The following is a 21,562-nucleotide window of genomic DNA, read 5'->3' on the forward strand; positions in this document are numbered from 1 at the left end:
CGGTCGATCGCGATAGGCCTGACGGTCGCCGCACGTCTAAATCCCCCGCATAATGGCCACCTGCTACTGCGCTTCTGCTATACCTCTACCCCTGCCAATACCACTTCAGGAAGGATTCCGATGGGGGCATCCAGCAGGGAGCAGGGCGCCGCAAGCAATGGCGTAATGGGGCCTTCGCGGGCCATGCAGGCATTGCACGCACTGATGGAGCGGGTAGCGGCAAGCGACCGTCCGGTGCTGATCTGCGGCCCCACCGGGGCCGGCAAGGAAGTCATCGCCCAGCAACTGCATTGTCTTGGTGCGCCTGGCAAGCCGTTCATCGACCTCAACTGCGGGGCAATTCCGGAGTACCTGCTCGAAGCCGAGCTGTTCGGTCATGCTCGAGGGGCCTTTACCGGGGCGGTGGGTGAGCGGGCCGGGCATTTGCAGATGGCCGGTGCAGGCACCCTGTTTCTTGACGAAGTGGGTGAGTTGCCACTGACCCTGCAACCGAAGTTGCTGAGGGTACTGGAAACCCGTCAGTACCGGCCGCTGGGCAGTAGCGAGAACCGCCACTTCGCCGGGCGGGTCATCGCTGCCACGCACCGTGACCTCAAGACGCTGGTGCATGAAGAACGCTTTCGCGAGGACCTTTACTATCGCCTTGCCGTGTTCGAGCTTGAGCTGCCAGGCCTGGACGCCCGGCGCGAAGATATTCCCGGCCTGATCCAGTACTTCTGCAGCCTGCAGCCACGCCCGCTGACGTTCGACGCCCGGGCGACGGCGCTGCTGTGCCAACGGGACTGGCCTGGCAATGTCCGCGAGCTGCGTAACCTCATCGACCGTATCGGCGCCCTGGCCCAGAGCCCGCTGATCGACTGTGCCGCCCTGCAGGCTTTCCTCGAGCCGGCGCAGCACTCGCCGCAGAAATGGGCGAACCTCGCCGAAGCGCTGCTGCAACTGGATGGCGGTGACAAGTTGGCAGCAACCGAGAACCTGCTGGTGGAACATGCGCTGCAACGTTGCAAGGGCAACAAAAGTGCGGCCGCGCAGTTGCTTGGGGTCAACCGCAAGGTAATCGAGCGGCGCCAGAAGTTGCGGGCCGACAAGCGCCTGGCGGTAGAACGCTACCTTGCCCAGGGGCGCCTGCTGATCGAAGACGCCGACTTCCGTGGCGCCTTGCCGGTACTGCAGAAAGGCTTGCAGGTTGCAGGTGAAGTCTTCGAATGCAAGGACCTGTGGCGCCTGCAGTTCGAACTGCACCGCTTGCTGGGCGTGAGTTTTCGCAGCATCGAGGGTTGGCTCAGCGATACCAGCCAGGCCAGCTACCGTAGCGCCTTGGCCCTCGCTGCGGAACAGGGTACTTCAGACGAGCTGTCGTCGGTGCAGTTCGGTGTCTGGACCACCCAGTTGATGAGCCTGGATCTGGGCAAGGCGCGGGCCACCGCCCAGGACATGCTGCAGCGGGCGCAACTGGCCGGGCTCAGTGCCCTGCGCATCGAGGCGCATGTGGCGATGGCCAATACCTTGTTCTGGCTCGGCGATTTCGAGGAAAGCCTGGCCTGCCTGAACCGTGGTGAGCTGCTCAGCGAATACCAGCCGGACTGGCCCCAGACCCAGGGCCTGGACCTCATTGGCCTGGCGATTACCTTCGAGGGGCTGGCCGCCTTCGAGTTGGGCCGCTTCGCTCAAGCCCGCCACGCCCAGGCCCAGCTCACCGCCCGGGCCGGGCAGACCGATGCCAACGCCTTCAACCGCGCCGTGGCCCTGCAGGGCGCTGCCTGGCTGGCGGCGCTGCTGGGCCTGCAACCCGACCTGGGCGCCCTGGCGCGGGAGCTGGAGCAGCTATCGGCATGTCACGAGTTTTCGTTCTATCAGGGCGTCGGGCAGATCCTGCGCGGTTATCACCAGGGGCTGGAAGGCTTCTACGATGAGGGTGAGCGCGCCATAGCCGACGGCTACCACCACCATGTCCTGCGCAACGGCGGGCAGTTGTTCCACGGCTTCCAGGCCTGGAAGCGCGCAGAAGTGTTGCTGCTGGCCGGACGGGTACGTGAAGCACTGGCCCTGGTCAACAGCGCCCTGGACCTTGCCCAGGACCATCAGGAGCGCGCCTACCTGTGCGAGCTGATGCTGCTCAAGGGCCGCGGATTGCTGGCCGCCGGCGAGCAGGATGAAGCCGAAAGCGCCCTGCGCAACACATTGTCCACCGCCCTGACCCTCGGCAACGTCCCGGCGCGCCTGCGCACCGGCCTGGAGCTGACCCGCCTGTTGCAGCGCGACGGTCGCCCGGAACAGGCCGCCCAGGTGCTGGAGCGGGCCTTGCGCGGCATCGAGGCGGATTGCGGCTACCCCCCGGCGCAGGAAGCTAGTGACTGGCTGGCACGGCTGCGGCGCTGACACCTCTACGGCAATTCACCCACAGACAACACCAGGAGCAAGACCATGGCTTTCGAGCTGGAACATAAGGATATGCGTGCGTTGATCGATGGCGGCTGTTTTTTCGGCAGTGGTGGGGGCGGCACGCGCACCTCGGCCCTGCACTTGCTGGAGCATTTCCAGGTCGGTGATTTTTATCCCGCCACCCGGGTCAGCGTGGTCAGCGTGGAAGAGGTAGAGGAGGGCGACGCTGGCGTATTGGCCTACATGGGGGCGCCCGAAGCCATCGCCGGTTGCCGCTACCCCCTTGGACCGGTCCAGGCCTTGCAGAGTCTTGCCCGGCGCCTGGCCAGCGAAGGTCGCAGACTGGCTTATGTGGTGCCGCCAGAGAGCGGTGCCGTGGGTTTTCTGGTGGCGTGCCTGGCGGCTGCGCGGCTTGGCCTGGCGGTGGTCGATGCCGACGGTGCCGGACGGGCAGTGCCATCGTTGCCGATGCTGACCTTCGCCGCCGCTCAGGTGCCGCCACGGCCGGCCTTCGTGGTCAGCCACAACGGCCTTGAGGTGGAGCTGAACGTGACCCCACCCGTCGACGCTGCAGATTACAACAATGATGCCAGCGTAATCGCCGAGCAAATGCTGCGGCCGATCGTCGCTTCGCCGGCATTTGGCGAGTTCGGTGGCTTGGCGTTGTGGGTCATGAGCCCTGAGCAACTGCACCGGGCATTGCCGATTCGCGCCACGCTCAGCCGTGCACTGGCCCTGGGCCGGGCCTTGCACGCCGGTGAGCTGGGCAGCACCGAGGCACTGCTGGCATTCCTCGCCAACCGCTGCGGCATCCAGGCCCGGGTGCTGTGCGGGCCGGCGCGCATCGACCATGCCGGGGCCAACACCATGGGCGGCTTTGATGTCGGCACCATCGACCTGCAAAGCGCCGATGCCAGCCTGCGCCTGTGCTACGAGAACGAGTCCCTGCTGTTGTGGGACAAACAGCAAGCGCAACCGCTGGCCATGGCCCCGGACAGCATCAGCTGGTTCATCCCGGGCTCCGGCCCTGGCCCGCAGGTGGCCTCCAACGGCGACCTGGTCGGCAATGACGGTGCCCTCGTCGGGCCCTACAGCGGTCGGCCTGTCTGCCTGCTCGGCTGGCAGGCCGAGGCGCCGCTGCGGGTACCTGGGGGGCTGATCCTCTGGAGCTTCCAGCAATTGCTCGCCGGCCTGGGCTACCCCGGCCCCTATCGCAGCGTCGGGCAATTGCAGGAGCTCCGCTCATGAGCCTGCGTATCGCCATGCTTGCGCCGGTCAACAGCAGTGCCTACAACACGGCCCTGATGGCCTCCATCGCCCCGGTAGTGCCGGCGGACGTAAGCGTCCAGGTGTTCAACCTCGACCAGGGCAGCCCCTGTATCGAAAACCGTTTGAACCTCAGTGAAAATACCCCGGCAGTGGTAGCGCTGGCCCGGCGCCTGGAGCAGGAGGGCTACGACGGTATCTGGCTCAGCGACTTTGACATGTGTGGGGTAGAGGCGGCCAGGGAAGTCATCGACATCCCTATCATCGGCGGCTTTCCCACCTCGGCGTTCACCGCGCTGGGGCTCTGCCAGCGGTTCTCCATCATCACCATCCTGCAGAGCACCCTGGCCCTGCAGCGTGGTCATGTGGCCAACTACGGCCAGAGCAGCAACTTTGCCTCGATTCGTGCCATCGACTGCCCGGTGGCGAGTTTGAGCGATGTCGATGTGGTCCTGGTCAAGGCACTGGAGGCTGGCCTGGCGGCAGTCCGCGAGGACGGCGCGCAGGCGCTGCTGCTGGGTTGCACCGGTTTCATGGGCGTCGCCGAACGGCTGTCGCGCCTGCTTGAGCAGGACCTGGGCTGCTATGTACCGGTACTGGACCCCAACCAGTGCGGCTTCAGTTTCCTGCTGTCGCTGGTGCGCATGGGCTTGCGCCCGAGCCGTTTGTGCTACAGCAAGGCGAGCCTGGGCTGAGGTGGCCGATTGCGTCCCCGGCCACGGGGACGCAATGGACGAAAACGGCCAACCATTTTTCGTTGTGTTTTGCCAAGTCATTGATTTTACGGTCATTAGCGACTTGGCACAGATGCTGCTCTTCTCTCCTTGCGTGGCAGACGAACTGCCCGTACCCAACACGACAATGGAGAGTGTCATGCCCAATTACTACGTGGACTTCAATAACAACACCAGCGAAACCTGGACCATGGGGGTGTATCAGGAACTGCCAGGCTCGATCGGCCTGGCGAGTGTTTCCTGGAAGCAGACCACCGTACCGCAGATGGGTGAAAGTGGCGTGGAATGGTCGGTTGACTACAACGTGACCATCGCCAACTACAAACAGATCGGCGGGATTGGTGTGTACAAGGCCAGCCAGACCCTGGAAGCCAGCCTGGGTTCGGTGTGGGATTGCGTGTTCGAAAACAACGTGCAGCAACTGCGTCTGGGCAGCGGATCCACCTCGCCGGACTCGATTCAGATCCGTAACGCCTCCAACCAGTTGGCCAACCTGGGCATTGGTATGAGCGGCCAGGGTTCGGTGTACAAGCCCGATGTCGTCGGCGGCGGCACCGCGCAGTTCCAGGTCACTCCGACCTATTACGTCGGCTTGTTCAATAAACTGGTGCTCGGTGAAGTGATCAGCAGCAACGTGGTGGTCGGCCCACTGAAACTGGTGTTCCCGTCCGGATTGAACTGCGCCACCGTCACCGCGCGGATGGACGGTGCCAACATCCGCTTGAGCATTACCTATTCGCAGGCGTCTTCGGTGTCTTACGAGGTGACCAAGCGCCTGCGTGGTATTCAGAAGGAACGTACCGGCGAACTGCTCGAGTCCGCCTAAGCCTTGCCCTCGGTGTGCTGCGCCCGTGCGCGGCACATCCGGGGTGCGGTTTGCCCTTTTTGCAAGGAGCTGATCATGAATGAAGCTGTGAAGTCCCAAGCCCTGACCCAGGACGGCCCGCTGGCTTTCAGCAGCGGTGCGGACGTCAAGCCAACGGAGCTGCAGAAATTTGTCGCAACGGTCGACCAGCAGGCCGCCGAAGTGGCCCGCGGGCTGCTCGACAGCCTGAAGAAAGAAGGGGTGAAAGCCCGCGTGGAGCAGCGCCAGAACCAGTACCTGATAATTCAGGAAGCGCTCAACCCCAGTGTCGCCGAGCTGGCGGCGGTCGAGCCGAACAGCCGGCCATCACGGATCCGGCTGTTTATCCGCAGTAGCGATGCACCGCCGACGATCAACGCCCTGCGGCTGTTTTTCCGCGACTGGCGGGCGGTGGCCGGGCTGGTCGCTGTCGGCGCCACCTGGCAGGCCGGCCAATGGCTGATGACGGTGCGCCGGCGCGAAGGTCCTACCCAGCACTAAAGGCCTGTTGGTTACAGGTCACGCAGGGCTCAGGCAGGCGTGACCAAATCGCCGAACAACGGATGTCCTGCAAGTTGAAGCCTGGCCTGAGTAGTGGCAGCAAGCACCGCTTGCTCATTGATGGCCAGGCCTTCCAGGTAGACGAAGTGCACATTCTGCAGGCCGAGTGTACCGAGCACGTGACGCAGGTAGGCGCTCAGAAAATCCGGCTGGCGAGCCCGTGCCCCCCGATGAAAACCACCTGAACTGACGATCACGTAAACCGGCCGATCCACCAGCAGGCCGACCTTGCCGTCAGGGCCGGCAATGAAGGTACGGTTGATCCGCAACACATGATCGATCCAGAGCTTGAGCACTGCCGGTACGGTGAAATTGTGCATGGGGGTTGCGATCAGCAGTAAGTCGCAACGCTCCAGTTCGCCAACAAGTGCTTCGGAACTGGCGAATACCGGGTCGTGTGCCGGCGTCAGCCGGGTCAGCGCAGTCGCATAACCGGCGCTCAGGGGTGCCAATGGCTCTGCTGCCAGATCACGCAGGGTTACCGTGGCCTGGGCGTGGCGTTGCCTGATGCAGTCGAGCAGTTCACTGGCAAGGCGCAAGCCAATCGAGGCGCTGCCGCGCGTGCTGGCATTGATCAGCAGCACGTTATCCATGGCGCTGTGGCTCGGTGGCTGGCAATGCCTGAACGAAATGCATGCCTTTGCCCAGCAGTCCCTCGCGATAATAGAAGCGCTGGGCCAATGGCATGTGTAATCCGGTATCCAGCACCAGGTGCGCATGGCCGCAGCGCAGGCCTTCTGCGCGCGCCGCATCGAGCAACGCTGCGCCCACACGAAGGCCACGCAGTTCGGGGGCTACCACCAGATCGTCGACATAGGTAAAGCGCCCATAGAGCAGATTTTCGCTGTGGCGCACACCGGCCAGCCCAATGAGCTGCTCGCCGTAAAAAGCCCCAAGCAGCCTGTAGCCCTGCTGCGCTTGCCGCCTGACTTGCTGAGCAAACGCGTCGGCGTCAATCAGGTGCGGCCGAAGCTCGCGCATGAGCTCGAATGCGGCGTGCTGTTCGGCGCCGTCTTGCAGAAACCGGATGGTTGCCTGTTTGCCCACGGGTATCTCCCTGATCAAGTTGAGGCGTTACTTTACGGCTGTAACGGACTACCTTATAGATCCAAATAATGCACAAACGACTAGGACATGCCGAACACCTACCCGCCACTCGACCCACAGGCGGCGACGCCGATCTACCGTCAGCTCTACCTGCGCTTTCGCGATGCCATCAGTGCCGGACGCCTTCAGCCTGGCGAGCGTCTGCCGTCAGTCCGGGCCCTGGCAGCGGAACTCAACCTCGCGCGTGGGACGGTCGAGGCGGCTTACCAGATGCTTGGCGGTGAAGGCTATGTGCAAGCCCGAGGGCCGGCCGGTACGGTGGTAGCGCCCTTGCTCAGTACAACGCCGGTTGCTGTCGGTGTGCAGCGGCTCGAGCGGCCACCGACCGCCCCGAGTCCTTCAACGCTTGTACCCATGCCTTTGCAGATTGGCTTGCCAGCGCTGGACGCATTCCCGCGCAAGCTGTGGACGCGCCTGGTCGGTCGCGCCTTGCGCCAGGGCGGCCTGGATGGCCTGGTGTACCCAGATCCTCAGGGGCACCTTGCACTGCGCAAGGCCCTGGCTATTTATCTGGGGGTGTCACGGGGGATTTCCTGCACAGCGGAACAAATTTTCATCTGCGCCGGGTACCGAGCCTGCCTCGACCTGATATGCCGCAGCCTGCTGCACGATGGCGATCGCTGCTGGTTCGAAGACCCGGGCTACTTCCAGGCCAGGCGCTTTCTTGAGCAAGCCCGGGCGCAGTTGGTCCCGGTTCCGGTCGATGGCGACGGCCTGGATGTCGAAGCCGGTATGGCGTTGGCCCCGGACGCGCGCTTCGCCCTGGTCACTCCCCATCACCAGAGCCCACTCGGGGCCACGCTCTCGCTGCCCCGGCGCCAACGCCTGCTGGAATGGGCCAGCAGCCAGGGCAGCTGGGTCATAGAGGACGACTACGACAGCGAATACCGCTACCGCGGCCGCCCGGTACCGGCACTGAAGAGCCTCGACACCCAGGGGCGGGTACTGTACTGCGCCACCTTCAGCAAAGTACTGGCGCCAGGCCTGCGTCTGGCCTACCTGGTGGTTCCCCAGGCCCAGGTGGCGCGCTTCGCCACCGTGGTGGGGGACATGCAGAACCACTGCCCGCACCTGTTGCAGGCGACGGTGAGCGCCTTTATCGAAGAGGGGCACTTTGCCCGGCATTTGAGAAAAATGCGCGGCCTCTATGCCGACAGGCGCCGGTACCTGGTCGACGCCTTGCAGGCCGAGTTGGGCGAGCACCTGCAACTGGACAACAAGGCGGCGGGCATGCACCTGGTGGCGCATCTGAGCGGCGGGGGCGACGATTGCACGATCGCCATGCGGGCGCGGGACCTTGGCCTGGCGATCGAACCCCTTTCTGGCTGGTATCGCGGGCCGGGGCAACGGCACGCTCTGTTGCTCGGCTTTACCAATGTCGCCAGCCGCGAACAGGCCGTTGCGCTGGCCAGGCAGTTACGTCTGGCGATGGACCTTTAACCGTGGCGGATGTCAGTTGCGATCCACCCACACGGTCTGCGCATTGCAGAACTCGCGCACACCGAAGTGCGACAGCTCGCGGCCAAAGCCGCTTTTCTTCACGCCGCCGAAGGTCACGCGCGGGTCGCTGGCGCAGTAGCCGTTGATAAACACACCGCCGGTGTCCAGCTCATCGGCCAGTTGCTCGGCCAGCGCTGCGTTGCTGGTGTAGATGGTCGAGGCCAGGCCGAACTCGCTGTCGTTGGCCAGTTCCAGGGCATGGCGGGGATCGCGGGCGCTGATGATCGAGGCCACCGGACCGAACAGTTCCTGCTTGAACGAGGTCATCTGGTCGGTGACGTTGGCCAGCACGGTAGGCTGGTAGTAGTTACCGTTGCCTTCGGCCTTGCCACCGCCGAGCAGCAGCGTTGCGCCTTCGGCCAGGGTCGCCTGGACTTGCTGGTCAAGCTCCTCGCGCAGGTCGAAGCGGGCCATCGGGCCGATGTAGGTGTCGGCGGCATGCGGATCGCCCATGACCAGGGCCCGGGTGGCCTCGACGAACTTGCGGGTGAATGCTTCGACCACGCCTTGCTCGACGATCAGGCGCTTGGCGGCGGCGCAGACCTGGCCGGTGTTCTGGTAGCGGCCGATCACCGCGGCTTTTACCGCTTCATCGAGGTTGGCATCGTTGAGCACGATGAACGGGTCGGAGCCACCCAGTTCCAGCACGCATTTTTTCAGCGCGGCACCGGCCTGGGCGCCGATGGCGGTGCCGGCCCGTACGCTGCCGGTCAGGGTCACGGCGGCGATGCGCGGGTCGGCAATGGCCTTGGAGACGCCGTCCGGAGTGACGTTGATCACCTCGAACACACCTTCAGGGAAGCCGGCGCGCTTGAATGCATCGAGCAGCAGGTAGGCGCTGCCCATCACGTTTGGCGCGTGCTTGAGCACATAGGTGTTGCCGGCCAGCAGCGCCGGTACTGCACCGCGCAGCACCTGCCAGATCGGGAAGTTCCACGGCATCACCGCCAGCAGCGGGCCCAGCGGACGGTATTCGATGCGCGCCTGGCCAGCAGGTACCTGGGCAGGCTCGGCCTGGAGCATGGCCGGGCCATTGGCCGCATACCATTCGCACAACTGGGCGCATTTCTCGATTTCGCCCTGGGCCTGGGCGACCGGCTTGCCCATTTCATCGGTGATCATCCGCGCCATGGCCACGGCGTTGTCGCGCAGGGCGCCGGCCAGGGCCAGCAGCAGGTCGGTACGCGCCGCTACCGGCGTGCGGCGCCAGGCGGCAAAGCCGGTGGCGGCCCGGGCCAGGGCGGCATCCAGGACGGCAGCGCTTTCATAGGCGTAATGGCCGATCTGCTCGCCGCTGGCGGGGTTGATCGACAAAGCATGGGTCTGGAAGTTGATCGCGGTCATCACGGCGGTCCTGATGGGAGGAGAACGGCTTCAGACTACTGCGTTGTATCTTTGCCTGAAACTGAATAATACTGAGCAAAACATTCACGCAGAGAGAATGACGATGGACCTGGTGCAACTGGAGATGTTCAAGGCGGTGGCCGAGCAGGGCAGCATCAGTGCTGCGGCCCAGCACATCCACCGCGTGCCGTCGAACCTGACCACGCGGATCAAGCAACTGGAGCAGGAACTGGGTGCCGAGCTGTTCATCCGCGAGAAAAGCCGCTTGCGCCTGTCACCGGCGGGCTGGAACTTTCTCGACTATGCCCGGCGCATTCTCGACCTGGTGGCCGAGGCGCGGCTGACCGTGGCCGGTGACGAGCCGCAAGGCGCCTTCGCCCTCGGCTCGCTGGAAAGCACCGCCGCCGTGCGTATCCCGACGCTGCTGGCGGCTTACAACCAGGCCTACGCCAAGGTCGAGCTGGACCTGACCACCGGCCCGTCGGGGGCGATGATCGACGGTGTGCTGGCCGGGCGCCTGAGTGCCGCGTTCGTCGATGGCCCGGTGCTGCACCCGGCACTGGAGGGGGTACCGGTATTTGTCGAAGAGATGGTGCTGATCGCACCGCTGAACCATGCGCCGATTACCCGCGCCGCCGAGGTCAATGGCATGACCATTTACGCCTTTCGCGCCAATTGCTCGTACCGGCATCACTTCGAAAGCTGGTTTGCCCAGGACGAGGCGGTGCCGGGCAAGATCATTGAAATGGAGTCGTACCATGGCATGCTCGCCTGCGTCAGCGCCGGTGCCGGCCTGGCACTGATGCCGCGCAGCATGCTCGAAAGTATGCCCGGGTGCAGCACGGTGAGTGTCTGGCCGTTGTCGCAGCGCTTTCGTTACCTGCGCACCTGGCTGGTATGGCGGCGGGGTACGGTATCGCGCAGCTTGAGGACGTTTGTGCAGTTGCTGGAGGCACGCGGCGAGGTGCTCAAGGTCGAGGAGGCGCAGTGAAGTGTGCGGCGCCTGGATTTTCGAGCGCTGTGCGCTCGATCGCCGGCAAGGCCGACTCCCACAGGTTCGATGGCGCCAGGTTGTCCGCGCTGCGCACACCACGCAACTGATCCGCAAGCTGGGCATTGATCGCCACCAGCTTGGCAATGTTCTGCCGCGCCTTGAGCAATTCGGTGTTCAGGTACTCGGCTTCGTTGGTCATCAGCACCACCTGATGCTTCCACATTTCCACCAGGGTCGGTGAGTCCGGCGTGGCGAAGTCTTCATCGTAGTCGTTCATGATGGTTACTCGTTGTTGCTGTATGCATATACAGTAATCGATGTTTGCGACCTTTTGCCAGCCCAGCCGACAAACTGCAGGCGATGGACACCCGGGTGTGGCATTGTCAAATGCCGCACAGGTTCTACCGGGATGGACATGACCGAACAGCCAACAGCCCCGCGCGACAGTGGCCTGGACCTGCTCAAGTGGCTGGCAATCATCACCATGGTCGCCGATCACCTGCGCTTTGTCTGGCCGGCCGAGCACTGGCTGTTTGTCGTTGGCCGCCTGGCGTTTCCCTGGTTCTGCCTGGCGATAGCCGCCAACGTTGCACGCAGCATGCCCGGGCAAGTGTTTAGCGCCGGCAATGTCCGGTATGTGCGAGGGTTGGTGGTTTTCGCGCTGCTGTCGGAGTGGCCTTATCGCTGGCTCAATGGCCCTTCGCCGACGCTTAATGTCATGCCGACTTTGGCGTTGGGGTTGCTGATCGCCTGGGGGCTGCACCATCGCACCCGCGCGGCGGGCCTGTTGGCACTGGCAACGGCAGTGGCCGCGACGCTGGCGTCCGGTCGCTTGATGTACGGCGTGCCGGGTGTGTTGTTGCCTGGCGCTTTTCTTCTGGCCATGCGCTACCGGTCGCTGGCCTGGCTGCTGCCCGCCCTGTTGGCGCTGGCGGCGAACCTGACCGACCTGTGGCTTCGCGAGCATCCGCTGCACGCGATTGCGCTCATGGCCCTGGGCACCGCGTTTATATCTGCGCCGTTGGGGCTGATCGTGGTTCGGCTGAAATGGCAGGGGAACCTATGGCGGGTCGGCCGCTGGGGATACGGGTTCTATCCGTTGCATCTGGCGTTGATCAAACTGATTGCCGGCATTGACTATACTTGAGTTCAATGTACTGGCTCACCGGTCGATGTTGCGCGGATCCAGGTATATCGATCAGTGAGGGCTTGCTCAGGGCCCCAGGTATCGCAGCATGATGAACATTCACTGGGGCTACTTGTTGTTGGCAGCGATGCTGGTCGCTTCTGTCGGGGTACTGGCCTGGGGCGCTGCCGTGTCCCGGCGCCGTCGGCGCGAGGAGAGCATTGCTCGCCAGCATGACCGCGACAGCGATGAATGACTAATGTGGGTACCTGGCCAGCACCGGCTGGGTCGTCAGGCCATGCACCACAATGCTCAACGCCACGATCGACAGGACCAGCCCCGTGCATTCCCGCGTAACGGATACCGGCAAGCCCAGGTTCAAGGTGTAGAACAGGTAGTACAGGCTGCCGATGCCGCGAATCCCGAACCAGCCCGTCAGCAGCCGCTGCTGGCGATTGAGCAGCGTCCTCCAGGGTAGCAGGTACACAGCCAGCGGCCGGATTGCGGCAAACAGGATCAGCCCCACGGTCACCGCTCGCCAGTCCCAATGGCTCGCCAGGACGATGCCCAGCAGGGTCACCAGAAACACTTCCATCACCCGTTCCACCAGGTTACCGAAGGCCAGCATGTCGCCCATCATGATGCCGGCGGCCACTTCGCTGTCGTCCAGCGCCGCTGTATCGCCATGCACGGCCTGATCGGGTTCCAGGTGCTGGTGGCCGACTACGGGTTGCACCCGATGCTCGGCGGGCACCGAGGCGCTGCCGCTGGAGCTGACTTCGGCCTGACGCAGGCCGAGACCCGCGGCGAACACCGAGAGAAAGCCGTAACCCTCGATCATCTCCGCCCCCACGTACGCCAGGGCGATCAAGGCCAGGGTCAGGTAATCGTTGGGTGATACCGTGCTGTCTTCGTTGCGGATGCTCAAGGCCAGCGTCACCCGGCCAAGGCCACGGCCCATGGCGTAGCCGAGCATCAGGCCGGCGGGCACTGCCCAGAGCAGGTCGTGCAGGGTCCAGTGCAGCAGCGTGGCGGCATTCAGTTCCCGCGGGCTGATCATCAGTAGCCCGAGCAGCACGAAAGGGAAGGCCACGCCATCATTGAGCCCGGCCTCACCGGAAAGGCCAAAGCGCACCGCGTCCACGTCCTGGGCATTGCTCACCTGCACCAGCGAAGCCAGCACCGGATCGGTAGGCGCCAGAATGGCCGCAATCAACAGTGCCACACCCCAGGGCAGGTCGAGCAACAGGTGCAACAGCAGGCACAGGCCGGCGATGGTCAACAGCATGACCGGGCCCGCCAGGCCAAAGGCAACGCGCCACAGGCGTCGGCTCAGGGCCAGGCGCAACTTGAGGCCGCTGACGAACAGTGAAAACAGCAGCGCGACTTCGGTCAGGTGCTCCATCCACGGCGCCGCTGCCACCAGGTCCAGTTGCAGCAGCCCAAGGCCCGAGGGGCCAATGGCGATGCCCAGCACCAGGCACACCGCCGAGGTGGTGACCGGCAACCAGCGCAGATAGGACGCGGCCAGGGCCAAGGCCAGCAGCACGACACCCAGTACGGCCATCCAGAGAATGAAACTCATCGCTGCGCCTCGAATGGCCGGACCCTTTCGTACAGCTTAGAGCGCTGCAGCCATACGAAATGTTCCTTTGGCCTGATGATTCCCGACCAGATGAGGGATATGGTGTGGGAGCCGGTAGCGGCCTTGCGACCAGTGACGTCTGAACGACAGGCAGGCTTCGGGGATCTTACTTATAGGAACCCGGCGAACAGTGCGGGGCAGAACCCCGTGGGGGTGTCAGATGAACCCAGCAGACAACTCTACCGAGCCGCAACCACGGCCCAGCCACCCGCGCTTTCTGTACTTTACCGACGACGGCACGACGCCGAACAGCCGTTTGCCGGTGCTGCTTTATCATTTGCCGATGAAGAAGGAGGCCGACAACGCAGGCTTCTTTGAAACCCTGTTCGCGCGCAACCGATGGACCCCGCTGTGGCGGGCGGGCATCTTCGATTATCAGCATTACCACTCCAACGCCCATGAAGCCCTGGGTGTCGCCCAGGGCAATGCCCGGGTGATCCTCGGCGGGCCTAGCGGGCTCACCCTTGGCATTGGCCGTGGCGATGTTCTGGTGCTACCCGCTGGCACCGGCCACTGCTGCCTGGAGAGCAGCGAAGATTTCCTGGTGGTGGGGGCCTACCCGCAGGGCCAGGAGGCCTACGACATCCAGAGGCCCGCCAGCAGCAACCACGGGCCCAGCAAGGCGCGGATCGCCAGGGTGGCGATGCCGGATGGCGACCCGGTCACGGGCCGCGCCGGCATGCTCAACTCGGCATGGTCTGCCGCCAGCGCTCCTGAGGCTCGCTAGCCCATCCGGTCGATCTCCCGCACAAATGTATCTGTGCCCACCGAACCTGTGGGAGCGGGCTTGCCCCGCGATCGTAATCCAGGCAACACCTGAGCGGACAGGCAATTCAGGTTGCCGGGGCCGTCGGCTTGGCCAGCTCTATACCCGCCGCGCCCAACCGCTTGAGAATCTCGAACAGCAGGTCACTCTTGGTGGTGCCGACGATCCGCGGGCTGCTGACGTAGCCGGTCACCGTCAAGGTAATGCCGTCGGGCGTGAGTTTGCTGAAGCGCACGAACGGCGCAGGCTTGTCGAGGATGGTCTCGTGCTCGCAATAGGTGTCGTAGAGCAGGGTCTGCACCTGCTCGGGGTCAATGTCCAGAGGGAACACCAGCTCCAGCGTCGCCACCCCCTGGGCGCTGCCGCCGAGGGTGACGTTGCGCAGGTTCTGCGAGATCAGCTGCGAGTTGGGCACGATGACGATGGAGCGGTCGCTCAGCTGGATTTCGGTGGCGCGCACGTTGATGCGGCGGATATCTCCCTCGACCCCGCTGATGCTGATCAGGTCGCCAACCTTGACCGGGCGCTCGGTGAGCAGGATCAGGCCGGAGACGAAGTTCTTGACGATTTCCTGCAGGCCGAAGCCGATCCCCACCGACAGGGCACTGACGATCCAGGCCAGGTTGGTCCATTTCACCCCCAGCGACGACAGGGTCAGGAGGATCACCAGGGCATAGCCGATGTTGGCGAACAGGGTGCTGAGCGAGGCGCACATGCCCGGGTCCATGTCGGTCTTGGGCAGGAACTCGTTGTCCAGCCAGCGGCGCAGGGTGCGGATCAGGTAAATGCCCAGTACCAGGGCCAATACGGCATTGAACAGGTGCCCGGGGATGATGTTGAACTGACGCAAACCGGCGCCGCCGAGAAACGCGACGATGTTGCTGATCAGTTGCCCCAGAGTGGTGCCGATGCCGCCGACGAACAGGGTGATGACCGCCAGCAGCAACAGCCCGGCGCGGCCGAAGCCGGAGATCAGCGTTTCGATCTGGTCCAGGCGCCGGTCACCGATGCCCAGCAGCTCTTTGAGCGCCTTGCCGCTGGCCTGGCGGGGCGAGAACACATACTCGCAGCCGTCCTTGAACACCTGCATCAGCAAGTAGAAACCGGCCAGCAGGATAAACACCCAGACCACCTCATAGGTGACGAAGCGCGCCAGCGACACATAGCCGGTGAGCAGGGCAATCACCGAGGTGACCATGGCGATGCTGGCAATGGTGTAGATCAGCCCGGCCATGGTCGACGCGGCTTCCGGCGCGTCCCCGGCGGCGGCCATCGCCCGGCGGGTAGTGCTGGTGCGCACCAGCAGGGCGATGATGAGGCCGGTGATCACCAGCGCGGCAATGCCTCGGCCAGCGATGACCAGCTGGTTGCTCATGCCGGCGGCATTGGAGATCTGCACCAGGGTCACCAGCACCAGCAAGGCACCGGCCAGCCAGCGGGCATAAGGCTGCAATGCCAGGGCCACCGGATCGGCGATATCCGGCAGGCGCCAGGAAGGATGCTGGGTCGATAGCAGCGCCCGGCTCAACCCGGTAATCAGCACACAGGTGTAGGCAAGTTTCTCGAACTCCTGGGAGAAGGTCGCCAGCATCGACGGCAACGGCAGGTGGCGGGTACAGGCGTAAAACAGCAGCTCCAGGGCAATGCCGGTGGCCAGCAGGGTCGCCAGCACCGAGGCCAGGGCCAGTGAACTGCGCCGCAGGCGGCCTTCGGGCACGCGGTTCATGCACGCCCAGGCCAGCCAGCGTTCCACCATCCGGCGGCCCAGGGTCCAGGTCAACAGGGCCAGCAACACCAGCACCACCGTGGAGAAACGCTGACCCGGCTGCCAGACGGCCCCGGCGGTCACGCCCAGCTCATTGAAGAACGCCTGCAAGCGTTGGCGGTCGTCAGGCGAAGGGTTGAGTACCGGCGACCAGAATGCAGGGTTGAGCAGGCTGTGGGTGCTCAGGGTCAGTTCGCTTTCGAGCATGCTGCGACGAATGCCGGAAATCTGCGTCAGCAGGTTGGTGGCGCTTTCCTTGAGCGTCTCCAGCGTTTTGAGGGTGGTATCAAGGGTGTTTTTTTGCTCGGTGAGTACCGTGCGTTGCGCGGCGATGTCCGACTTGCCCGGCACCAGGGCTTCAACCGGGGCCGGGCCGAGCACCTCCAGTTGCGCGCGCAGTTGTGCCTGCTCAGGCAGGAGCGCAGTGGACAGGCGGTCGATATCGACGATCAGCGCCTGCAGCCGGTCTTGTGGGCCTTCAAGCTGGTTGTAGTTGTTGGCCTGGGAAATCTGCTGCTTGAGGCTGTCCAGGCGCAGTTGCAAGGCTTGCAGGTCGTTCTGGGTCACCTTCACCGCAGGAACTGCAGCATTGGCCGTCGCAGGCGCTGGCGGTTCGGCTGCCTGCCCGAGGGCAAACGGCTGCAGCAGGGTAAGGGCAATGATGCCGATGATCTTCAAAGCATTGCGCATGGTAATGCCCTGTATGGTTGTTGATCTCCCAGCTTTTGAGGGTAGGCCATCAGCGGTTGATCGCGGGATCAATTTGCAGTCATCTGCACGTCAGGCAAAACCCTCATTGCCCTGGGAACCCGCGAGGTTTATGACGGGCAAGTGAAGTGGGTGGGGGCCTGGGGTGCCAGGACCAGGTGCAACGGTACAGGCTGTTGCCCATCAAGGGCAGGGGGCTCGAAACTCACCACCAACAGCGGCTGGCGCTCGGTCGTGCCGCCTGCCACTGCGTTGGTCATCCGGGCGTGGTTGGCTGCGATTTCATTGAGAGTAGACACGTTACATCTCCGGTGACCGAGCAAGGCTATTGCTGGCGTCCATAAGCGTTAGGTTGATTCGCCGTCGCGTCAGGATTACGTCGCTTCACGACGGCGAGCGCCAGCCTTTGCAATCCGTACGCCAGCCTTGTCAATAAACGGGCAGGCGCTGCCGGTTTGCGATGAACGGAGGTGAGGCAGGCATCGCTCATCGTTAACCTGAATGTAACGATGAGCCATGCCCTGGGTGCTTAATGCACAGGATTGATGAACGGGCCACCTGTCATCTGGACGAAGAGCTTGCGAAACTCTTCATTTTCAGGGGTAAGGATCAAGGCTTGACGCAGGAACTCAAGCCCTTCGCGAGCATTGTCCAGCTGGCAGCTGAGGGCGAAGGCCAGGTAGAGGTTATGGGGGTTGAAGAAGTCGAACGACAGCGCGACCTTGACCAGGTGCAGCGCACCTTCCAGGTCTTGCGCCTGAATCCGGGCATTGAGTTCATCGTTGAACTGACTGGACTCTTTGTATGTCAGGGCCGACAGGCCGACTTGCTTTCTCAATACAACAGTATGGCCATTGCCGACTTTCGTATCAGTCTCTTCGACGCCTTCGATCAACCAGTGCCCCAGCCCCACAGAGTTGATCAGGTTGATTGCCCGCAGCATGCTTTGCAACGAGAACACGTGGTAGTGGCCGCGCCAGTTGTATTCATCCATCTGGCTCATGTCGATGCGCTTTTCGTACGCATCGATCATGTGCTCAAGGGTGGTCAGCGCTCGAACCCGGTCATTGGGGTCGGCGTTTCTTTTCGGGAATATGCAGAAGAACACGCCGTCATTCTTTACCACCCGCGAGGCTTCGATGTAGGCCGCAAACAGGTTCGGCACATGTTCGATGACGTGCGAACTGATCAGGTAATCGAAGGTTTCGTCGGCGAACGGAATGTCGGTGAAGTCGCCCAGTGCGTCGATCCGGGCGGGCTCGGTCTGGTAGTTGGCCTGTTCGTTTGCGTAGAGCTTGAAGTCTTTCAGATCGAGCGGATACAGAAACGACTCGCCGTCACAAGGCCCCACATTGAGGCAGTCCGGCAAGTAGAAAGCATTATGGCTGCCGGCACCGATTTCCAGGCCGGAACCCTGACAATACTTGTTGGCCAACGCCATACCGTTCACGTTCATATCGACTCGTATTCCCTCTGAAAATAAATGCCAAACCGAGCATCTGGCCCACGCAACGAGGCTATCGGCAGGGATGGAAAATAGTTGAGCCATCCCCGCCGCCCGGCCTACAGAAACTTGATCGGATAATTGACGATCAAGCGGTTCTCATCAATGTCGTAGGTACTGAAGTCCCGGCGCAGGGTCGAATTGCGCCAGCGCACCGACAGGTCCTTGAGCGGGCCGCTTTGGAAAACGTAAGCCAGCTCCGACTCACGCCCCCATTCCTTGCCATGGTCGGTGGCGCTGGTGTGCACATGGTCACCGGACAGGTAGCGGTTCATCAGGGTCAGGCCCGGCACGCCCAGTACGACGAAGTCAAAGTCGTGACGCAGTTGCCACGAACGCTCGTGGGCGCTGTCGTAGCTGGAGTTGTAGGTATCGTTCGCCAAGGGGTAGCCGGCCGTGCCGTTGACCCGCATCCAGCCGGTCTCGCCATATACCCGCTGCAAGCCCAGGGAGAAAGTCTGCCCGCCGGTTTTGGCGGAAAGCATCAAGGATGCGGTTTTATTGTCCATCTGCCCGGCTTTCGCCGAACCGTGTTCATCGCCAAGAAACAGACCCAGGTTGGCACCCAGCCGCCAGGTGCCGACGGCCTGGCTATGGATCACGTTCAGGTATTGCTGCTGGTAGATATCCTCAAGCTGGGCATACCAAAGGCCCACCTGCGTGGCCTTGTCATTGAACTGGTACTCGCCGCCGGCGAAGTTGAAACGGTCCGAAGTGGCGTCGGGGCGTCCGCTCATGAACAGGCGCTCCATGCTGGCGTCGTTACGCGGGCTGTTGCCGCGAAGCTGGCCGGTATAGAGGGTCAGGTTCTCGATTTCCCGCGAGGTGATCTGCGCCCCGCGAAAGGTCTGTGGCAATGAGCGGCCGTCATCGGAGCGCAGGATAGGCAGCAGGGATGCCCATTCACCGACTTTCAGTTCAGTGGCCGAGTACTTGGCTTTGACCGCGACACCCAGGCGGCCGAAATCGTCTGCTGGCCTGCCGCCATCGTGTACAGGCAGCAGTTGCGTACCCGCCGTGCCGCGACCGCCGTCCAGCTTGACCGAGTACAACCCCAGCAGGTCGACGCCAAAGCCCAGGCTGCCCTGGGTGAAGCCTGAGCGCAGATCGAAAATGAAGCTTTGCGTCCATTCTTCGGCCTTGCCCTGGGGGTAGGCGCGGTCGACGAAATTGCGGTTGTGGTAGAAATTGCGCAGGTTCAGCGATGCGCTGGTGTCGTCGACCAGGCCGGCTGCCGCCACCCCAAGCGAGGCCGTCGAGCACAGCAACAGGGTCGCAAGTTCTGGTGTTTTGCCGCGTACAAGGATTTTCATTATTGTTATTTCCTTTCTATTGAGCGCAGGACGCCCTCGCAGCGCAAAGGCTGCGAAAAATGATGGTGTCCGCGGTTACGGGGGGGAGGGGGGTTACGCGCCCAGCAAGGCAACCAGGGCCGGAACGGTTAGCACGGCGGTGTAGTAGCCCATGAACTGCACGCCAATGTTGAAGCCCAGAAAGCGTGAGAGAAATCCGCCCAACAGGCCAATGGTGACAATCACCAGCAAACCGAGCAGGCCCCCTTCCCAGATGCCGATCACCAGGATCAGGCCGACAAAGGTGGCGATCACCGCTTCATGGCTGATCTTGCGCGACACATAGGAGGCCGCCCGGTGCGCGTAATTCATGGTGAAGGGGTAGGCGATCAGAATGGCCACCACCACCGCCAACATGCCGTAGCCAAGAAACTCCCAAGTGCTGAGCATCGAGTGCAGGTTGTTCACCTGGCCGGTGGCGGTATCGACGCTGAAGCGCGGCGGCGCATTGAACAGTGGCGCTGCCGGGCCGGCGGCGACCGGGCTCAGGGGCAGGCCGAAGGCAATCAGCGGAATCAGGGCTTCGGCGAGGTAGGTGGATTCGGTGACGCCATTGCGCGCCGTGATGACCGTGGTCAGGCGATGGTAGACATGCTTGACCCGTGAGCCGACGGCCTCGCCCATGATCACCGTCATGGCCACCGGGCTGAACACGAAGGTAGCGCTGGAGACGATGGCGGTGACAGCCGTCCACAGGCTCTGTTTGCTGTCCAGTACGCGCAGCGGGTTGGGAAAGAACCCGCCCCAGCTTTTTACATCCGGCGACAAGGAGAACGTGCGCAGTTCCTGGCGGCGCATGGCGGCGCGCTCGGCCGGCGCGAGCAGGGAGAACAGCGCGGCAATCAACGGGCCGATGGCAATGCCGAGGAAGTAACTGACACTGAGCTTGACTCCGTACTGCGCGGTCAGGCTTTGCAGGCCGACAATCACCATGACGAAGGGTATCAAGGTCAGTACAGCGGCCAGGCGGCCTTTGGAGAACCAGGCGATGGCAACTGCCGCCAACAGGAACACCCAAGGCGCGGCGTGTTTGATCATGTCGCCGAACGGCGCAAGCATCACCGCGAACAACACCGCCATCGGCACCGCAATCAAGGCAGCAATCACCGCACCGGAAATCATCTTGCGCAGGGCAATATGCGGGACGCCCAGGTTGCGCAAGAAATTCGCCTCGCGCATGAGTGGCGTCGCCATGGTGTCGCCCGGAATACCCAGCAATGCCGTCGGTACGGCATGGGTCATGTGCTTGGCCACGGCGCCCGCCAGGAAGAACGTCAGCACACCGGCTGCCGGCACGCCCAGCAGTACCACCAGCAAGGTCAGCGGGGCGAGGGTAGTGGTTTCATCGCTGCCGGAGATCAGGCCGATCCCGGCAAATATCACCGCGCCGAGGATACCCATGCCCAGGGCGATCAGCAGTTGATCCAGCAACAGAGCGATCATGACCGGCCTCCATTGACACTTGCTGCGCGCACAACAACGGCAGGTGACACATCAGGGTTTGGCGGGGGCGCGTTCAGGCCTTTCTCGTAATCGGCGAACAGATCATAAAGATCCATCTCCCGCAGCTCCGCAATCGTCGCCGCGGGCAGGTCAGCCAGACTGCCAAGGGGGCCGAATTCGTTCTCCAGCTCCACGAGGATTTTCGCCCGCCAGGCGGGGTCTGCCAGGTGCTCGACGACATTGCGCTTGGGCTTGAACAGCGCGGCACTGATGGCGCCGCCGGCCAGGCAGCCGACAATGCCGACCAGCATCGCGTAGGCACGGGCCATCTGCAGCGACTCTACCCAACCGACCAGCAGCTGTTGCGCGGTGAAAAAGGCGCCGAGGCTGACGGTTGCGCCGATGGCGATGGAGTAGACCAGGTGGCGACCCTCCACGGTGTCGCCCCAGACTTCGAACAGTTCGGGTTTCATCTAGATTCTCCCACTGCCCTTGCGGGCTTTTATTGTTATGAACGTGAA

General features: G+C 63.2%; 21 protein-coding genes. 10 read left to right on the forward strand and 11 right to left on the reverse strand.

All coding sequences use genetic code 11. The features are described 5' to 3' along the window. The first annotated feature begins 120 nt into the window (after positions 1 to 120). The 5 genes from LOY45_RS12955 (at position 121) to LOY45_RS12975 (ending at position 5,727) form a co-directional block, all read left to right on the forward strand. Positions 121 to 2,379 carry a sigma 54-interacting transcriptional regulator gene (locus LOY45_RS12955; protein WP_258579248.1) on the forward strand — a complete coding sequence of 753 codons (2,259 nt, stop codon included), beginning with the start codon at positions 121 to 123 and terminating at the stop codon, positions 2,377 to 2,379. A 45-nt stretch (positions 2,380 to 2,424) separates the two neighbouring features. Continuing rightward, the gene (locus tag LOY45_RS12960) at positions 2,425 to 3,630 is read left to right on the forward strand and encodes a DUF917 domain-containing protein (protein WP_258579249.1); all 1,206 of its coding nucleotides are present in this window, start codon (positions 2,425 to 2,427) and stop codon (positions 3,628 to 3,630) included. After that, positions 3,627 to 4,343, forward strand: coding sequence for an aspartate/glutamate racemase family protein (locus LOY45_RS12965; RefSeq protein WP_115089536.1), 717 nt, complete (start codon positions 3,627 to 3,629; stop codon positions 4,341 to 4,343). Before LOY45_RS12960 ends, LOY45_RS12965 begins: the two co-directional genes overlap by 4 nt. Positions 4,344 to 4,521: 178 nt before the next feature. Further along, positions 4,522 to 5,208, forward strand: coding sequence for a hypothetical protein (locus tag LOY45_RS12970; RefSeq protein ID WP_115089537.1), 687 nt, complete (start codon positions 4,522 to 4,524; stop codon positions 5,206 to 5,208). 75 nt (positions 5,209 to 5,283) lie between these two features. Next, complete coding sequence (locus LOY45_RS12975) at positions 5,284 to 5,727, forward strand: hypothetical protein (protein ID WP_115089538.1); 444 nt, start codon at positions 5,284 to 5,286, stop codon at positions 5,725 to 5,727. Positions 5,728 to 5,756: 29 nt separating this feature from the next. Here the strand turns inward: LOY45_RS12975 and LOY45_RS12980 are convergent, their stop codons facing one another. Together LOY45_RS12980 and LOY45_RS12985 are read right to left on the reverse strand one after the other, a co-directional pair. Further along, a complete protein-coding gene (locus LOY45_RS12980) occupies positions 5,757 to 6,380 on the reverse strand; it encodes an FMN-dependent NADH-azoreductase (RefSeq protein WP_115089539.1) in 624 nt (207 codons plus the stop codon). Next, a complete protein-coding gene (locus tag LOY45_RS12985; RefSeq protein WP_115089540.1) occupies positions 6,373 to 6,834 on the reverse strand; it encodes a GNAT family N-acetyltransferase in 462 nt (153 codons plus the stop codon). Before LOY45_RS12985 ends, LOY45_RS12980 begins: the two co-directional genes overlap by 8 nt. A gap of 87 nt (positions 6,835 to 6,921) precedes the next feature. On the opposite strand from LOY45_RS12985, the gene pdxR reads away from it, so the two are divergent. Beyond that, positions 6,922 to 8,334: a MocR-like pyridoxine biosynthesis transcription factor PdxR gene (pdxR, locus tag LOY45_RS12990; RefSeq protein ID WP_258579250.1), complete on the forward strand. Its 1,413-nt coding sequence runs from the start codon at positions 6,922 to 6,924 to the stop codon at positions 8,332 to 8,334. A gap of 12 nt (positions 8,335 to 8,346) precedes the next feature. On the opposite strand, the gene LOY45_RS12995 is transcribed toward pdxR, so the two are convergent. Then, positions 8,347 to 9,738 (reverse strand): aldehyde dehydrogenase family protein, encoded by a 1,392-nt coding sequence (locus tag LOY45_RS12995; protein ID WP_233674402.1) that lies wholly within the window; start codon positions 9,736 to 9,738, stop codon positions 8,347 to 8,349. 103 nt (positions 9,739 to 9,841) lie between these two features. On the opposite strand from LOY45_RS12995, the gene ptrR reads away from it, so the two are divergent. Continuing rightward, entirely contained in the window at positions 9,842 to 10,729 is an 888-nt protein-coding gene (gene ptrR / locus LOY45_RS13000; protein WP_115089543.1) for a putrescine utilization regulator PtrR, read from the forward strand. On the opposite strand, the gene LOY45_RS13005 is transcribed toward ptrR, so the two are convergent. Then, positions 10,707 to 11,009 (reverse strand): hypothetical protein, encoded by a 303-nt coding sequence (locus tag LOY45_RS13005; protein WP_115089544.1) that lies wholly within the window; start codon positions 11,007 to 11,009, stop codon positions 10,707 to 10,709. The genes ptrR and LOY45_RS13005 overlap by 23 nt on opposite strands. A 132-nt stretch (positions 11,010 to 11,141) precedes the next feature. On the opposite strand from LOY45_RS13005, the gene LOY45_RS13010 reads away from it, so the two are divergent. Continuing rightward, positions 11,142 to 11,879, forward strand: a complete 738-nt coding sequence (locus LOY45_RS13010) for a TraX family protein (protein WP_258579251.1) — start codon at positions 11,142 to 11,144, stop codon at positions 11,877 to 11,879. An 88-nt stretch (positions 11,880 to 11,967) separates the two neighbouring features. After that, positions 11,968 to 12,114: a hypothetical protein gene (locus LOY45_RS13015; protein WP_166675683.1), complete on the forward strand. Its 147-nt coding sequence runs from the start codon at positions 11,968 to 11,970 to the stop codon at positions 12,112 to 12,114. On the opposite strand, the gene LOY45_RS13020 is transcribed toward LOY45_RS13015, so the two are convergent. Beyond that, the gene (locus tag LOY45_RS13020) at positions 12,115 to 13,443 is read right to left on the reverse strand and encodes a cation:proton antiporter (RefSeq protein ID WP_258579252.1); all 1,329 of its coding nucleotides are present in this window, start codon (positions 13,441 to 13,443) and stop codon (positions 12,115 to 12,117) included. Positions 13,444 to 13,663: 220 nt separating this feature from the next. On the opposite strand from LOY45_RS13020, the gene LOY45_RS13025 reads away from it, so the two are divergent. Further along, positions 13,664 to 14,230 (forward strand): cupin domain-containing protein, encoded by a 567-nt coding sequence (locus LOY45_RS13025; protein WP_115089547.1) that lies wholly within the window; start codon positions 13,664 to 13,666, stop codon positions 14,228 to 14,230. 106 nt (positions 14,231 to 14,336) lie between these two features. Here LOY45_RS13025 and LOY45_RS13030 read toward each other — a convergent pair whose 3' ends face one another. From LOY45_RS13030 to LOY45_RS13055, 6 genes are all read right to left on the reverse strand, one after another. Then, the gene (locus LOY45_RS13030; protein ID WP_258579253.1) at positions 14,337 to 16,724 is read right to left on the reverse strand and encodes a DUF3772 domain-containing protein; all 2,388 of its coding nucleotides are present in this window, start codon (positions 16,722 to 16,724) and stop codon (positions 14,337 to 14,339) included. A gap of 128 nt (positions 16,725 to 16,852) precedes the next feature. Then, positions 16,853 to 17,041, reverse strand: coding sequence for a hypothetical protein (locus LOY45_RS13035; protein ID WP_115089549.1), 189 nt, complete (start codon positions 17,039 to 17,041; stop codon positions 16,853 to 16,855). A 230-nt stretch (positions 17,042 to 17,271) separates the two neighbouring features. Next, positions 17,272 to 18,291, reverse strand: coding sequence for a class I SAM-dependent methyltransferase (locus tag LOY45_RS13040; RefSeq protein ID WP_258579254.1), 1,020 nt, complete (start codon positions 18,289 to 18,291; stop codon positions 17,272 to 17,274). Positions 18,292 to 18,305: 14 nt separating this feature from the next. Next, a complete protein-coding gene (locus LOY45_RS13045) occupies positions 18,306 to 19,559 on the reverse strand; it encodes an OprD family porin (RefSeq protein ID WP_258579255.1) in 1,254 nt (417 codons plus the stop codon). 93 nt (positions 19,560 to 19,652) lie between these two features. Further along, positions 19,653 to 21,041 carry a tripartite tricarboxylate transporter permease gene (locus tag LOY45_RS13050; RefSeq protein WP_115089551.1) on the reverse strand — a complete coding sequence of 463 codons (1,389 nt, stop codon included), beginning with the start codon at positions 21,039 to 21,041 and terminating at the stop codon, positions 19,653 to 19,655. Further along, entirely contained in the window at positions 21,038 to 21,514 is a 477-nt protein-coding gene (locus tag LOY45_RS13055) for a hypothetical protein (protein ID WP_115089552.1), read from the reverse strand. Before LOY45_RS13055 ends, LOY45_RS13050 begins: the two co-directional genes overlap by 4 nt. Positions 21,515 to 21,562: the final 48 nt, after the last annotated feature.

The organism is Pseudomonas wadenswilerensis (genome assembly GCF_024749185.1).
GTDB classification, from domain to species: Bacteria; Pseudomonadota; Gammaproteobacteria; order Pseudomonadales; family Pseudomonadaceae; genus Aquipseudomonas; species Aquipseudomonas wadenswilerensis.

Coding starts and splice junctions, on each gene's coding strand:
- LOY45_RS12955 (WP_258579248.1), top strand. CDS start 121: ATGGGGGCATCCAGCAGGGAGCAGGGCGCCGCAAGCAATGGCGTAATG.
- LOY45_RS12960 (WP_258579249.1), top strand. CDS start 2,425: ATGGCTTTCGAGCTGGAACATAAGGATATGCGTGCGTTGATCGATGGC.
- LOY45_RS12965 (WP_115089536.1), top strand. CDS start 3,627: ATGAGCCTGCGTATCGCCATGCTTGCGCCGGTCAACAGCAGTGCCTAC.
- LOY45_RS12970 (WP_115089537.1), top strand. CDS start 4,522: ATGCCCAATTACTACGTGGACTTCAATAACAACACCAGCGAAACCTGG.
- LOY45_RS12975 (WP_115089538.1), top strand. CDS start 5,284: ATGAATGAAGCTGTGAAGTCCCAAGCCCTGACCCAGGACGGCCCGCTG.
- LOY45_RS12980 (WP_115089539.1), bottom strand. CDS start 6,380: ATGGATAACGTGCTGCTGATCAATGCCAGCACGCGCGGCAGCGCCTCG.
- pdxR (WP_258579250.1), top strand. CDS start 6,922: ATGCCGAACACCTACCCGCCACTCGACCCACAGGCGGCGACGCCGATC.
- LOY45_RS12995 (WP_233674402.1), bottom strand. CDS start 9,738: ATGACCGCGATCAACTTCCAGACCCATGCTTTGTCGATCAACCCCGCC.
- ptrR (WP_115089543.1), top strand. CDS start 9,842: ATGGACCTGGTGCAACTGGAGATGTTCAAGGCGGTGGCCGAGCAGGGC.
- LOY45_RS13005 (WP_115089544.1), bottom strand. CDS start 11,009: ATGAACGACTACGATGAAGACTTCGCCACGCCGGACTCACCGACCCTG.
- LOY45_RS13010 (WP_258579251.1), top strand. CDS start 11,142: ATGGACATGACCGAACAGCCAACAGCCCCGCGCGACAGTGGCCTGGAC.
- LOY45_RS13015 (WP_166675683.1), top strand. CDS start 11,968: ATGATGAACATTCACTGGGGCTACTTGTTGTTGGCAGCGATGCTGGTC.
- LOY45_RS13020 (WP_258579252.1), bottom strand. CDS start 13,443: ATGAGTTTCATTCTCTGGATGGCCGTACTGGGTGTCGTGCTGCTGGCC.
- LOY45_RS13025 (WP_115089547.1), top strand. CDS start 13,664: ATGAACCCAGCAGACAACTCTACCGAGCCGCAACCACGGCCCAGCCAC.
- LOY45_RS13030 (WP_258579253.1), bottom strand. CDS start 16,724: ATGCGCAATGCTTTGAAGATCATCGGCATCATTGCCCTTACCCTGCTG.
- LOY45_RS13040 (WP_258579254.1), bottom strand. CDS start 18,291: ATGGCTCAACTATTTTCCATCCCTGCCGATAGCCTCGTTGCGTGGGCC.
- LOY45_RS13045 (WP_258579255.1), bottom strand. CDS start 19,559: ATGAAAATCCTTGTACGCGGCAAAACACCAGAACTTGCGACCCTGTTG.
- LOY45_RS13050 (WP_115089551.1), bottom strand. CDS start 21,041: ATGATCGCTCTGTTGCTGGATCAACTGCTGATCGCCCTGGGCATGGGT.
- LOY45_RS13055 (WP_115089552.1), bottom strand. CDS start 21,514: ATGAAACCCGAACTGTTCGAAGTCTGGGGCGACACCGTGGAGGGTCGC.